The sequence below is a fragment of the Nocardiopsis moroccensis genome, assembly GCF_055763695.1.
In genome coordinates this window covers 2,324,214-2,338,493 of sequence record NZ_CP199747.1, presented here as the reverse complement: position 1 = coordinate 2,338,493, position 14,280 = coordinate 2,324,214, and the positions used below count along the sequence as shown (strand labels likewise).

Sequence of the window (14,280 nt, the reverse complement as noted above, 5' to 3'; positions counted from 1 at the left end):
GCGGCTCGGGGGCGGAACGGTTCAGCCGCGGGGAGACCGGGGGCGCGAGGCCCTGACCACGGCTTTTCCACGCTACCCGCGCGGCGGTTTCTGAATGGTCGGCACCGTGGGAGAAAATGGGGTGTATGCGCCTGAGGATCTTCCTTGAACCCCAGCAGGGGGCCACCTACGAGGACCAGCTCGCTGTTGCCAGGGCCGCCGAGGACCTGGGTTTCGACGCTCTGTTCCGCTCGGACCACTATCTCGCCATGGGGGACCACGTCAGCGGCCTCCCCGGCCCCACCGACGCCTGGATCACCCTCGCCGGTCTGGCCAGGGACACCTCCCGGATCCGCCTCGGCACGCTGATGACGGCGGCGACCTTCCGCCACCCCGGGCCGTTGGCCATCTCCGTCGCCCAGGTCGACCGGATGAGCGGCGGCCGGGTCGAGTTCGGTTTCGGCGCCGGCTGGTTCGAGCAGGAACACGCGGTCTACGGGATCCCCTTCCCGGACTCCGGTCGGGAGCGTTTCGACCGCTACGAGGAACAACTCGACATCATCACGGGATTGTGGGCCACTCCGGCTGGGGAGACCTTCCGTTACGAGGGTAGGCACTACCGGTTGGCGGAGGGCCCGGCCCTGCCCAAACCGCAGCAGGGGCCGCACCCGCCGGTGCTGATCGGCGGTACCGGCCCCAGGCGCACCCCGCGGCTGGCGGCCAGGTTCGCCGACGAGTACAACGTGCCGTTCTCCTCCCTGGAGGAGACCGAAGCGGCCTTCGGCCGCACGGCCGACGCGGTGCGCGCCTCGGGCCGCGGCACGCCGATGGTGTACTCGGCGGCCCAGGTCCTGTGCGCGGGACGGGACGAGGCCGAGGTGGCCAAGCGGGCCGCCCGGATCGGTCGGGAGGTGTCGGAGCTGCGTCAGAACGGTCTCGCCGGGAGCCCCGACGAGATCGTGGACAGGATCGGCCGGTTCGGGGAGGCGGGTGCTGAGAGGATGTACCTGCAGGTCCTGGACATGTCCGACCTGGACCAGCTGGAGCTGGTCGCTTCGCTGGTGGTTCCGCAGCTCGACTGAACCGGGCCCGGACCGGAGGGTGCCCGCAGGCGCCGGGGAGTCACCCGATAACTTGATATCGAGATACAAGTTAGATACCTTGACGTCAAGATAAAAGTGGGGCTTCCCCCCGGCCCGCTCCCGGTTCGGGCGTGTGAGGTCGACCGCTTTTCGACGTCGGACCCAGAACCCGTGGGCGTCCGCGGCCAGTGGGTCGCGCAACCCGTGACGATGTGGCGTCGTCGCAGGTGAAAGCGGCCTTGAAGGTTCACTGAGGCGGCGGGGGCCTGCACGTGTGCCCCCCGCGACCCGGCGAACCGGTTAGGGCGGCCTCAGTAGGTCCCGCATCCACCCCATGGGGCAGGATGCTGGGGACAAAGTGGCGATATCAGGAGGCAGACACCGTGTCCGCGAACAGCTTCGGCGCCCGTGACACGTTGCGCGTTGGCGACGAGTCGTATGAGATCTTCCGGTTGGACGCCGTCAAGGGCTACAACCGTCTTCCCTACAGCCTGAAGGTGCTGCTGGAGAACCTCCTGCGCACCGAGGACGGCAAGAACGTCACCGCCGAGCACATCACGGCCCTGGGCAACTGGGACGCCAAGGCGCAGCCCAGCCAGGAGATCCAGTTCACCCCCGCGCGGGTGATCATGCAGGACTTCACCGGCGTCCCGTGCGTCGTCGACCTCGCCACCATGCGCGAGGCCGTCCGCGACATGGGCGGCGACCCGGACCAGATCAACCCGCTCGCCCCCGCCGAGCTGGTGATCGACCACTCCGTCGTCGTCGACCTCTTCGGGAGCCCCGACGCCTTCGAGCGCAACGTCGAGATCGAGTACGAGCGCAACTACGAGCGCTACAAGTTCCTGCGCTGGGGCCAGACCGCCTTCGACGAGTTCAAGGTCGTCCCGCCCGGCACCGGCATCGTGCACCAGGCCAACATCGAGCACCTCGCGCGGGTCACGATGGACCGCAAGGGCCAGGCCTACCCCGACACCTGCGTCGGTACGGACTCGCACACCACCATGCAGAACGGCCTGGGCATCCTGGGCTGGGGCGTCGGCGGCATCGAGGCCGAGGCGGCCATGCTCGGCCAGCCCATCTCCATGCTCATCCCGCGTGTGGTCGGCTTCAAGCTCACCGGTCAGCTCAAGCCCGGCACCACCGCGACCGACCTCGTGCTCACCATCACCGAGAAGCTGCGCAAGCACGGTGTGGTCGGCAAGTTCGTCGAGTTCTACGGCGAGGGCGTCTCCTCGGTGCCGCTGGCCAACCGCGCCACCATCGGCAACATGAGCCCGGAGTTCGGCTCCACCGCCGCGATCTTCCCGGTCGACGACGAGACCATCCGGTACATGCGTCTGACCGGCCGCTCCGAGCAGCAGGTCGCGCTGACCGAGGCCTACGCCAAGGCCAACGGCTTCTGGCACGACCCGGCCAACGAGCCCGAGTTCTCCGAGTACCTGGAGCTCGACCTCGCCGAGGTCGTCCCGTCCATCGCCGGCCCCAAGCGCCCGCAGGACCGCATCGCGCTGTCCGAGGCCAAGACGACCTGGCGCCACGACGTCAGCAACTACGTCGACGACGAGGTGGACGAGGCGGGCGACGAGTCCTTCCCGGCCTCCGACGCCCCGGCCCAGTCCGCCAACGGCGCGCGCCCGCACAAGTCGGTCAAGGTCACCCTGGCCGACGGCACCGAGACCGAGATCGACCACGGCGCCGTCGTGATCGCCGCGATCACCTCGTGCACCAACACCTCGAACCCCTCGGTCATGCTGGGCGCCGCCCTGCTGGCCAAGAAGGCGGTCGACAAGGGCCTGTCCCGCAAGCCGTGGGTCAAGACCTCCATGGCCCCGGGCTCCAAGGTCGTCACCGACTACTACGAGCGTTCCGGCCTGACCCCGTACCTGGACAAGCTGGGCTTCAACCTGGTCGGCTACGGCTGCACCACCTGCATCGGCAACTCGGGCCCGCTGCCCGAGGAGATCTCGAAGGCGGTCCAGGACAACGACCTCGCGGTCTCCGCGGTCCTGTCCGGCAACCGCAACTTCGAGGGCCGGATCAACCCGGACGTCAAGATGAACTACCTGGCCTCGCCGCCGCTGGTGGTCGCCTACGCGCTGGCCGGGTCGATGGACGTCGACATCACCACCGAGCCCCTGGGCGTCGGCAACGACGGCAAGCCCGTCTACCTGGCCGACATCTGGCCCACCGCCGAGGAGATCCAGGAGGTCATGGACTCCGCGATCGCCTCCGACATGTACGAGTCCGCGTACTCGGACGTGTTCGCCGGTGACGACCGCTGGCGCGAGCTGCCCACGCCGACCGGCAACACCTTCGAGTGGGAGGGCGACTCGACCTACGTCCGCAAGCCCCCGTACTTCGACGGCATGGGCCAGAACCCGGACCCGGTCACCGACATCTCCGGCGCACGCGTCCTGGCCAAGCTGGGCGACTCGGTCACCACCGACCACATCTCCCCGGCCAGCGCCATCAAGCCGGGCACCCCGGCGGCCGACTACCTCAAGGCCAACGGCGTGGAGCGGCGCGACTTCAACTCCTACGGTTCCCGTCGCGGCAACCACGAGGTGATGATCCGCGGTACGTTCGCCAACATCCGCCTGCGCAACCAGATCGCGCCGGGCACCGAGGGCGGCTACACCCGCGACTTCACCCAGCCGGACGCGCCGGTGTCGTTCATCTACGACGCCGCGCAGAACTACGCCGAGCAGGGCACCCCGCTGGTCGTCCTGGGCGGCAAGGAGTACGGCTCCGGTTCCTCGCGTGACTGGGCGGCCAAGGGCACCCGCCTGCTGGGCGTGCGCGCGGTCATCACCGAGTCCTACGAGCGCATCCACCGCTCCAACCTGATCGGCATGGGCGTCCTCCCGCTGCAGTTCCCGGAGGGCCAGTCCGCCGACTCGCTCGGCCTGACCGGCGAGGAGACCTTCTCCATCACCGGTGTGACCGAGCTCAACGAGGGCCGCATCCCCGCCACGGTGAAGGTCACCACCGACACCGGTGTCGAGTTCGACGCCGTGGTGCGGATCGACACCCCGGGTGAGGCCGACTACTACCGCAACGGCGGCATCCTGCAGTTCGTCCTGCGCCAGCTGCTCGCCAAGCAGTAGTCACGAGCTCCGCTCCGCACCCAACAGGTGCGCCGCGCGGTTCACGGGCCGCCACCGTCCACCCGACGGTGGCGGCCCTTTTTCGCGGTGATCTTGCTACCAGGGGCAACTTCGACGTCGAAGTTGCCCCTGGTAGCAAGATCACCGCGGGTGGGATGGTTTCGGAAGGGGCGGGCACCCTGCTGGCGGGGTTTCGGGCGCCGCGGGTTTCGCTGCTGGCCTCAGGAGCCTCCCGTGCCTTGGGCTCGGTGTCCGCTTCCCCATGCCTTCCGAGCAGGGGTTCGGGTGGGTGTCGTGTGAATCCTGGAGCTCGTGTGGGTTGGGAGCCCGGAGGGCACGCCCCGTTCCGGGTCGTTTACGGGCCCGAATCACGGTTAGGGGCCCTGGTGAACGAGACGCGCACGACGACGAAAGGATTCCACGGTGTCCGAAGTCATTGAGGCCGTCGAGGTCGACCTGCCCGTCTCCGCCGTCTACACGCTGTGGACCCGCTTCGAGACCTTCCCGGAGTTCATGGAGGGCGTCACCCGTGTGGATCGCCAGAACGACAAGATCACGCACTGGTACATCGAGATCGGTGGACGCAAGCGTGACTTCGAGGCCGAGATCACCGAGCAGATCCCGGGTGAGCGTGTGGCCTGGCGCAGCACGGACGGTGTCTCGCACGCGGGTGTGGTGACCTTCCACCACATCACCGACACCCGCACCCGCGTCACCCTTCAGCTCGAGGTCGTCCCGGAAGGCGCGGTCGAGCAGCTCGGGGACAAACTCGGTCTGGTGAAGGCCCGGACGAAGGGCGACATGAAGCGTTTCAAGAGTTTCGCCGAGAACCCCAGGACGGCCTCCTAGGCTCTCCGGCCCTCCGGGCGGCGAGGGGCCGCCCCTTCCCCGGCGCACCGAGCCGTGCGCCGGGGAAACGTGTGTGCGCGGCCACCGCCCGAGCGCCGCGCGGCGGAGCGGGCCGAACGGTCCGGGGACCGGACGCGTCAGGGCGCGGGACATCACGTCCGGCCAACCACACGGTTGCGCTTCGGTGAAACCGGGTCATCGTGCGGGTTTGGTATCCCGTGTGGCGCTACGTTCTTTGACGTGCTCCGTTTCCCCCGTACTCCCCTTCTGGTGTTCTTCGCCCTCGTCTGGGCGTTTCTCGCCGTACCGGGAACGGCGCACGACCCCCTCCTGCTGGGGTGCTGACCGGAGCGGCGACCGGATCCGTGGTCGTCCTGGACCTGTGGGGGTACGCGCTTCGGACCCCCAACGCCCCGCCCGGGGCCGCCTGGCGCCCGCGCCGCTCCGCCTGGAGCCTGCTGGCCCCGCCCGGCCTGCTCCTGCCCGCGCCCCTGCTGTATCTGTGGGCCAATCCCGCCACCGGTGACGGAACAGTCCCAGGTGACCTGGCGGAACGTGCCCGGTGCGGGGACCCCGGGGCCGGACGGGTAGCGGTGCCCAGGTAGTTTCATGGAATGTCCGACTCGGTTTCCACGGCGGCGGCCCGCCGTCTCCTGTCCCCCCTGGCAGTGGCGCTGCTGACCGCACTCCTCGTCTTCTCCGCGGCACCCGCGCAGGCCGAACCGGAGGAGACCGGCGAGGAGGACGTGGGCGCCGCGGAACACTTCGCGGGTCTCCTGGCGGAGGAACCCGATGGTGCGGCGGTCGTCGTCCACGACTCCCTCGCCGGGGACTACAGCCTGTCGAAACTGGAACAGAGCCTGCACAACTCCTTCGGCAGGCTGGACGTGCCGTACTACGTCGTGGCCAGCAGCGTCCCGGACTACGCGACCACGAGCGGCGACCTGCTGGCCGGGTTGCAGGACCGGGTGGGCGAACCCGGCCTGTACGTCCACCTGCGGCCGCAGCAGTCCCGGGTCCACGCGGTGACCCGAAAGGTGGACCTGCCGCTGACCGACGCCGACCTGGTGCTCTCCAAGGAGCGGGCATTCACCATCTACACCCCGCTGGACACGATGGCCGACACCTTCGTGGACACCCTGACCGCACCCGACCTCGCCGAACGGGCCGAGCCGAGCTGGACCCAGGCGACACCGTTCACCTGGTGGCTGGACTCCCAATTCGGCACGCTGCGGCTGGACAGCATGAGCGGACCGGCCAAGCTGGGCGAGCTCACCGCGGCCGTCGCCGGAGCGGCGGCGACGCTGTGGCTGCTGCTGGCAGCGGTCCGCGCCGGGAGACGGCAGCGGGCCGCGAAGGCCGGGTACACCGGGGACCTGCCCGGGGACCGGGCCCTGGCGGTGGGCGGCGCCCTCGCCCTGGGCGCCGGCGCGGTCGTGGTGGCCGTCTCCCTGATCCACCTCGCCACCGCGACCCTGCCCTGGGAGGAACAGCAGCGGGGCCCGACCCCGCCGCAGGTCGCCCCCTACGTCGCCTCCACGGTCCGGGTCGCGCGGATCGCCGAGGAGTTGGACGAGGATCCCCTGTACGTGGACCCCCTGGCCCAGGTGGGTGTCCGGGACCTGCCCGGAGCCGCGGACCGCGTGGCCGGGGCCGAAACCGCGGTCTACACCGCCGTGCTGCCGATGAGCCGCACCGACGAGTCGGGCGGAGACCCCGAGGTCCTCGCGCACGCACTCCACCACGTCATGGACGAGGACGGCGTCTTCGTTGTCGTGGACGCCACCGACGAGGACTCCCCCAAGGTAGGGGCGGTCCTGTTCGGAGTCGAGGCCGAGGGCCTCTCGGAGGACCGGTACGGCCTCTGGGACGTGACCGGGTACCGGTTCGACAGCACGGTCGACCAGGCGCTGGTCGACCTGCTGGACTGGCTGGGGGAGACCTCGGCGGCTCCGGGGCAGGAACCGGAGACACCGGACTGGGCCGCGGAGAGGGCCGAACCGCCCTACGAGCCCTCACGGTGGGAGGAGTTCTTCTCCGGCAGTTTCGCCGGGGCGCTGTTCCTGGTCGGCCCGCTCACGGCCGCGGTGCTCCTCGCCCTGGCCGGAGTGGCGCTCAACGCCAGGGGGCGCCTTCGGGCCGTGCCGGGCCGTGCCCTGCGGCCGCGCGCCGACCGGGCGGTGCGCCGAGCGGTCAGGGCGCTGGAGTCGGCACCGCAGGACCGCCCGGACAGGGACAGGGCGATGCGCGAGATCGACACCGCCCTGGCCGTCCTGGCCGGGGAACCGGACGAGCTCGACCTGGTCGGGGTGATCGTGCTGGCGGAGCGGGCGGTGCGCAGGCTGGACCCCGATCCCGCGGTCTCGGCCGGGGCCGACGACCCGCTCTGCGCGGTCAACCCCCTGCACGGCCGGGCCGTACTCCACGGTCCTTCCCGCAGCCGGCCCCTGTGCGGCTCCTGCACGGTGCTGCGCGAGCGCGAACGCGACCGGCGTACACTCCGGGTCGGTGCCCCGGGGGGCGGACGCGTTCCGCACGGGGAACTGGACCGGCGGTGGGTCACCACCGGCTACGGGCACAGGGGCCGACTCAAGGCCGAAGATCTGCTGAGGGAATCCCATGTTCACTGACCACGGAACGGCGCGCGCCCGTTGGGCCGCGACCGTGGTGACGCCCCTGGCCGTCCTCCTCCTGGCCGCCGCCCCGGCGGTGAGCCGAGCCGACACCACGCAGGAGGAGCCGGGGGCGAGCGAGCGCCTGGCGGCCGCCCTGGAGGACTCACCGGTCTACGTCGACCCCTCCTACGCCAGCGCCCTCCCGGAGGACCTCGCCCAGCGGGTGGAGAGCAGGATCACCGACTCCGGTGTGCCGTTGCGGGTGGTGGCGGTCCCGCTGATCGAGGGCGGCGACTGGAACGGCGACTCCGACCTCATGGTCTCCGCCGTGCACGACAGGAGCGGCGCGGAGGAGGCGCACTACCTGGTCCTGGACGGCCGGACCCTGTCCGGGCACGACTTCGAGTCGGGGGACGACCGGGCGATGCGCGCCTTCTACGGCTCCCAGGGGGCCACCGCCGAGCTGGGCCGGGACTCCCCGGCCGCGGAGCGACTGGACCGGGCCGTGGACATCGCGCTCTCCGACGACCCGGAAGGGATCTACGAGACCGCCAGGGAGCAGCAGGACAGCGACCCGTTCGCCTGGATGTACTCGTTCGGCACCGGAACGTACGCGCTGTTCTCGGTGCTCCCCTGGGCCCTGGCCGGACTCGCGCTGCTGGGGCTCGGCTTCGGCTTCCACCGCTGGCGCAGGCCTCGGCCGGTCCCCGTGCTCGCCCAGCACGCCGCGTTCGACAACGCGAACCGGGCCCGCCGGGACGAACTGGCCCGCCGCGCCGGTGACGAGGTGGTCGAACTCGGTGAACGGCTGAGCAAGGCGGCCCCGAACGGCAGCGAGGCCGCGGCGGAGGCCCTCCACCGGGCCCTGGACGCGCACGCCGCGGCCCGCAGGGTCTACGACGGCCTGCCCACCACCGGGGCGCTGGCGGACGTCGTCGGTGTGCTGGTGCTGTTGGACCTCGCCGAGGACCACCTCAACCGCGCCATCCGGCCCGCCCGCCGCCAGCGCTCCACACCGGTGCGCTCGCACTGCTACGCGAACCCGCTGCACGGGACCGTCACCAGGACGACGAAGTGGCGCGAGTTCGGTGGGCGCAACGACATCACGGTGCCGTTGTGCGCCCAGTGCGCCAAGGCGGTCCGGGACCGGCTGCGCCCGACCGTCCTGCCGGCCCGGTACCGGGGACGTGAGGTGCCCTACTTCGAGGTGCCCGCGGCCGAGAGCGTGTGGGCGGCCACCGGATACGGGACCGTCCGGGACGACCTGGTCGAACGGATCCTGCGCGGTGACCACGCCGGGCGCGCGGAGCGGACGAGGTAACGGCCGGGCATCGGATCCCGAAACGGTGGAACCGGTTCCGCGCACCGGGTGTCAGTTCCTTGTGGCACCCTGACATGGCGCCCCGTCCGGGGCGCTCGGGCACTGCGACGGAACTAGAGACAGGGCGGGCTGTGGACGACCCCCAGAAACAGGAGGCGGAACCCCGGACGGTCGGCGGGTACCGGCTGTTGCGATCCCTGGGCCGGGGCGGTTTCGGTGAGGTGTTCCTCGGTGAGGCCGGGGACGGCACCCGGGCCGCGGTGAAGCTGCTGCACGCCAGCTGGGCGGGTGACGAGGACATGCGGCGCAGGTTCGCCGCCGAGGTGGACCAGGCACGCAAGGTGAGCGGGTTCTGCGTCGCGGCGATCCTGGACGCGGACCCGGAGGCGGACGAGCCGTGGATCGCCACCGAGTACATCGACGGCCCCACCCTCCAGTCCTCCGTCGAGGCGGACGGACCGCGCGCCGGGGTGGAACTCCAGCGCCTGGCCGTGGGTACCGCGACCGCGCTGGCGGCCATCCACGCCGCCGGGGTGGTGCACCGGGACCTGAAACCGGACAACATCATGCTGGCCCAGGACGGGCCCCGGGTGATCGACTTCGGGATCGCCCGCGCGGTGGAGACCACCTCGGTGACCGCCAGCGGTGTGGTCGGCACGATCGGGTACATGGCTCCCGAGCAGCTGGAGGGTGCCCGGCTGACCTCGGCCGTGGACGTCTTCTCCTGGGCTTCGGTGATGGTGTTCGCCGCCACCGGCCGGGAGGCCTTCCCCGGACCCACCCAGGCCTCGCGCATCGCCCGCATCCTGGGCGGTACACCCGACCTGGGCGGTCTGGAGGGCCCGTTCGCCGACACCCTCCGCGGCTGCCTGGACAAGGACCCCGGAGAACGGCCCGACGCCGAGTCCCTCATGAGACTGCTGATCGCCGCCCCCTCGGGCGGCGGGTCGGCCCGGGGACCGAACCGGACCGGGGAGCACGCGCCCGCGCCCGACCACGAGGCCACCTCGGTGGAGCCCCGCTCCGACGACCGGACCCGGATCGGTGTCGACCGGACCAGGGTCGCCGAGCACCCGCCCGCCGGTGTCGTGCCCGTCGACCCCACCCGGGTGGCGCCGCCCGCCAAGGCCGACCCCACCCGCGCCTACACCCGGGTCGCTCCGCAGGAGACCCCCGTCGCCCCACCGGTTCAGGCATCGCCCGCGCCCGCGCCGGCGCCGTACGCCTCCGGCCAGCACGGACAGGACACCCCCGGACCGGACCCGTCCGGTTCGGGCCACCACGGTTACGGCCCCTACGCCTCAAGGCCGCACACTTTTGCCCCCGGACACACCGGCGGCGTACCCCCCTACCACTTCGCCGGGGTCCGGTTCGTCGACCCGGGGTCCCTGGCCGAGGCCCTGCAGCAGAACTGGAACGCCGCCGTCCAGCTCTTCAACGATCCCGCCGAACGCGCGGCCCTGGGCGCCTGGATCATGGACGACCTGCGCGACACCACGATCGACCGCTCCCTGTTCCGACGCGAGGTCAGGGACGCCAACCTGGCCGTGGCCTCCTTCGTCGCCCAGGTACGCCCGGACCTGCCGCCGATCTTCCGCGGCCGGGGCGTGTCGGTGGCGGAGCTGAAGGAGCTGTTCGCGGACCCCCGTCCGCTGCTCACCGGTGCACCGATGTCCAACGAGCTCGTGCTGCTGGCCCGCCCCGAGGTGCTGAGCACCATGAACGCCCACCACACCCCCGAGCCCGGCGCCCATCAGCGCCTCGCCGAGGAGCTGTACCGGGCCGAACGCGCCGGGACCGCCCTGCACGAGCTCCTCTCCCGCGAACTCGCCGGATGGCGCTCGACCCGGCCCAACGTCAACCCCGCACTGGTCCTCGCCTTCCTCCTCAACCCCGAACGCGTGACCCCGCCGGGCACCGGAGGCGACCCCGGGGTGGCCGAGTGGGTGGACATCCTCTGGCAGCGCGTCACCGACGCCGCCCACCCGGACAGCGCCGGGTACGCCGCAGCGGTCTACGGGGCCATGAACACCATCCAGGCCCTGGCCCAGCAGCGCCGTTACTGGGAGGAGCGCTACTCCGAGGTGTCCGGGACCCACGAGGCGCTCCAGGAGAAGGTGCGCTTCCAGGAACGCCTGTCGGCCTGGACCCGGCGGTGCAGGTACGGCATCGTCGCGTTGCCCGTCGGGTTCGTCCTGAACGCGGCCGCGAACGCTGGTGACGTGGCCCTCGTCGCGAGCGTCGTCGGCAGCTTCCTGGTCTACGTGGGCCTCTTCGCGCTCCTCGGTACGTTCGGCAGCGCCGTCACGAACGTGGTGATGTGCGGCGACGCCAAACGTAGGAGCCAGCGGGTCATGGCGTTGCGCAACTCCGGTCACCAGCTGCCCCAGCTGACCTCGGGCGTGAACCGTATCCGCAGCGACCTGACCCAGGCACGGCGGATCACCGCGGGCTGACCCGGCGGTTCCTCCCGGACCGGACCGACAAGAGAACAAGGAAAGGTGGGCTCGTGGACGAGACCACGGACCTGGCCGCCCCCGGACGCACGGTCGGCCCCTACCGCCTGTTGCGTTCGCTCGGCCGGGGCGGTTTCGGCGAGGTCTTCCTTGGTGAGGCCGGGGACGGCACCCGGGCCGCGGTGAAGCTGCTGCACGCCAACTGGGCCGGCGACGAGGACATGCGGCGCAGGTTCGCCGCCGAGGTGGACCAGGCACGCAAGGTGAGCGGGTTCTGCATCGCGGCGATCCTGGACGCGGACCCGGAGGCGGACGAGCCGTGGATCGCCACCGAGTACATCGACGGCCCCACCCTCCAGCACGCCGTGGCCGAGGACGGTCCCCGCCGGGGCGACGAACTCCAGCGCCTGGCGGTCGCCACCGCGACCGCGCTGGCGGCCATCCACGCCGCCGGGGTGGTGCACCGGGACCTGAAACCGGACAACATCATGCTGGCCCAGGACGGGCCCCGGGTGATCGACTTCGGGATCGCCCGCGCGGTGGAGACCACCTCGGTGACCGCCAGCGGCATCGTCGGGACAGTCGGGTACATGGCCCCCGAACAGTTGGAGGGGATGCGGCTCTCCTCGGCCGTGGACGTCTTCTCCTGGGCTTCGGTGATGGTGTTCGCCGCCACCGGCCGGGAGGCCTTCCACGGACCCACCCAGGCCTCACGCATCGCCAGGGTGCTCTCCGGGGAGCCCGACACCGGTGATCTGTCCGGTCCGCTGCTGGACGTCGTCCTCGCCTGTCTGGACAAGGATCCGAAACGGCGCCCCGACGCCGTGGCCCTCTTCCACCACCTGGTGGCCGGCATCTCGCCGGAACCCATGGAGACCGCGGCGCCCACCCGGGTGGAAGAGGGGGCGCGCACCCCGCCCACCCTGCACTACACCGAGGTAGCGGGAGGCGCGCGTCCGTCTTCCCGGCCCGAACCGGGACACGCGCCGGGGTACGTGCCGAACCAGCCTCCGGCGCCCGCTCCGCCCGCTCCCGCTCCCGGTGCCCGCACGCCCTCCGCCGCAGGCCCGCCACCCTCGGGGGAGGCGCCGCCGTACCACTTCGCCGGGGTCCGGTGCACCCGGATCGAGGTACTCGCCGCGGCCATGCAGGAGAACTGGTCGGACGCGGTCATGGTCTTCGGGGACCACGCGGAGCGGGCGATGCTCGGGTCCTGGGTCATCAACGACATCAACGACACCCGCGTCGACCGGTCGCTGTTCCGCAGGCAGGTCCGGGACGCGAACATGGCGGTGGCCTCCTTCGTGGCCCAGGCCGCCCCGGAACTGGCGCCCCGTTTCCGGGGGCACGACCTGACGGTCGCGGGGCTGGGCCGGTTGTTCCACGACCCGCGCCCACTCGTCACCGGCGGCCACGAGGCCAACGAGCTGATGCTGCTGGCCCGCCCGGAGCTGTTGCGCCAGATGTCGGAGCACCGGGCCGGGGACAGCGCACAGCTGCGTCAGCTGGCCCGGGACATCGAGACGGCGGAACGGACGGGGGCGGCCTTCCACCGGGAGCTCACCCAGAACCTCGTCGGCTGGCAGAGGTTCGAGGGCAGGACGGACCCCGCCCTGGTGCTGACCTTCCTGCTGCACCCGGAACTCGCGGTGGCGCCGGACCCCGGCGACCTGCCCGGAGTGCAGGTGTGGACCTCGGTCCTGTGGTCACGTGTGGAGTCCGCCTCGGGTGCCCGCCGGGCCGGGTACGCGGCGGCGGTCTACGCGGCTCTTCCGTGCATCGTCACCATCGCCCGGCAGCGCGGGGTCTGGGAGCGGAAGAAGGAGGTGCTGGACCGGGAGCACCAGATGCTCGCCGGGGCGGTGGCTGCCCAGAACGAGCACCGGAGCGTACAGGTGATGCTGGGGCTGGCCGCGATCCCCCTCCTGGGTGCCGCCTTCGTCCTGGCCTCGGCAGTCCCGGGCTCCGGGCTCGGGATGCTGTTCCTCCTGGCCTCCACGGTCTCCTTCCTCGCCTGGGTGGTCCTGGCCGTGCAGCGGTCGCAGCGCCACGGGAGCGACGCCCTGCGGGTGTCCAGGGAGCTCCGTCTGCAGAACATCCCCGGGCAGGACCGCGAACTGGTGGAGGGCCTGCGGGTGATGGACCGCGATCTGGCCAGGGCCCGACAGCTCTGCTCCCAGCCTCCCCGGCACCGCGACTGACCGCTCGGAGCACCTGCCCTCTGCCGCCGGGCCTCCTCGGGCCGTTCCGTCCGTCAGAAGTTGTCCAGGTGCAGGTCGGCGCGGTCCCGGGGGTGGTCGCGGGCGTAGAGGGAGTCCTCCTGCCGGGCCCAGCGCGCACGGTGGGGGGCGTACGCCTCGGCGTCGTCGCGGCTGTCGAGCCGATCCGCCCGCACCCTCCCGGGCGCCTCCACCCACACCAACAGGTCCACCAGGTCGCGCACGGGCGCCGCACCCGAACCGCACCCCTCCACGATCAGGGTGCCCCCGCCCTCGACCAGGTCGGCGGGCAGACCCACCCGCTGCGTCCCGAAACCGCCGCGCTCCCAGTCGTACCGGTGCCAGGACGCCTCGTGTGCCCGGGACAGCGGAAGCAGGACCCGGTCCCGCAGCAGTACCGGCGCCTCGGCCAGGCCGTCCCAGCCGGGGTAGAGGTCCTCCATCGTCAGTACGGCCACCGGTTCGCCCCGGTCGGCCAGGGCCCGGCGCACCTCCTCGGCCACCGTGCTCTTCCCCGAGCCCGAACGGCCCTCCACCGCCACGACCCGCACGAGGGGCCCGTGTCCAGGAGTGCCCAGTACGACCCCGGACAACCGGTCCGCCCACCCGCGCCGGTCGGTTCTGTCCCTTGGCATGCTCCGGATCCTAG

The 14,280-nt window shown here is 71.6% G+C and carries 9 protein-coding genes; 8 read left to right on the top strand and 1 reads right to left on the bottom strand.

Annotated elements, in window-relative coordinates; translation table 11 throughout:
- Positions 1-125 precede the first annotated feature (125 nt).
- The 8 genes from ACUKCB_RS10430 to ACUKCB_RS10395 all read left to right on the top strand — a co-directional run bounded on the left by ACUKCB_RS10430 (position 126) and on the right by ACUKCB_RS10395 (position 13,613).
- A complete protein-coding gene (locus ACUKCB_RS10430) occupies positions 126-1,061 on the top strand; it encodes an LLM class F420-dependent oxidoreductase (protein ID WP_473040315.1) in 936 nt (311 codons plus the stop codon).
- A 383-nt stretch (positions 1,062-1,444) separates the two neighbouring features.
- Positions 1,445-4,171 (top strand): aconitate hydratase AcnA, encoded by a 2,727-nt coding sequence (gene acnA / locus ACUKCB_RS10425; protein WP_473040314.1) that lies wholly within the window; start codon positions 1,445-1,447, stop codon positions 4,169-4,171.
- 423 nt (positions 4,172-4,594) lie between these two features.
- On the top strand, positions 4,595-5,020 hold the full coding sequence (locus tag ACUKCB_RS10420) for an SRPBCC family protein (protein ID WP_473040313.1): 426 nt from the start codon (positions 4,595-4,597) through the stop codon (positions 5,018-5,020).
- A 338-nt stretch (positions 5,021-5,358) separates the two neighbouring features.
- Complete coding sequence (locus ACUKCB_RS10415; RefSeq protein ID WP_473040312.1) at positions 5,359-5,625, top strand: hypothetical protein; 267 nt, start codon at positions 5,359-5,361, stop codon at positions 5,623-5,625.
- Between the two features lie 9 nt (positions 5,626-5,634).
- Positions 5,635-7,650 carry a hypothetical protein gene (locus tag ACUKCB_RS10410; protein WP_473040311.1) on the top strand — a complete coding sequence of 672 codons (2,016 nt, stop codon included), beginning with the start codon at positions 5,635-5,637 and terminating at the stop codon, positions 7,648-7,650.
- Positions 7,640-8,956 (top strand): hypothetical protein, encoded by a 1,317-nt coding sequence (locus ACUKCB_RS10405; protein WP_473040310.1) that lies wholly within the window; start codon positions 7,640-7,642, stop codon positions 8,954-8,956. The genes ACUKCB_RS10410 and ACUKCB_RS10405 overlap by 11 nt, the downstream gene beginning before the upstream one ends.
- A 131-nt stretch (positions 8,957-9,087) precedes the next feature.
- Positions 9,088-11,412: a serine/threonine protein kinase gene (locus ACUKCB_RS10400; RefSeq protein WP_473040309.1), complete on the top strand. Its 2,325-nt coding sequence runs from the start codon at positions 9,088-9,090 to the stop codon at positions 11,410-11,412.
- A gap of 53 nt (positions 11,413-11,465) precedes the next feature.
- Complete coding sequence (locus ACUKCB_RS10395) at positions 11,466-13,613, top strand: serine/threonine protein kinase (protein WP_473040308.1); 2,148 nt, start codon at positions 11,466-11,468, stop codon at positions 13,611-13,613.
- Between the two features lie 53 nt (positions 13,614-13,666).
- On the opposite strand, the gene ACUKCB_RS10390 is transcribed toward ACUKCB_RS10395, so the two are convergent.
- Positions 13,667-14,266, bottom strand: a complete 600-nt coding sequence (locus tag ACUKCB_RS10390) for a uridine kinase family protein (protein ID WP_473040307.1) — start codon at positions 14,264-14,266, stop codon at positions 13,667-13,669.
- Positions 14,267-14,280: the final 14 nt, after the last annotated feature.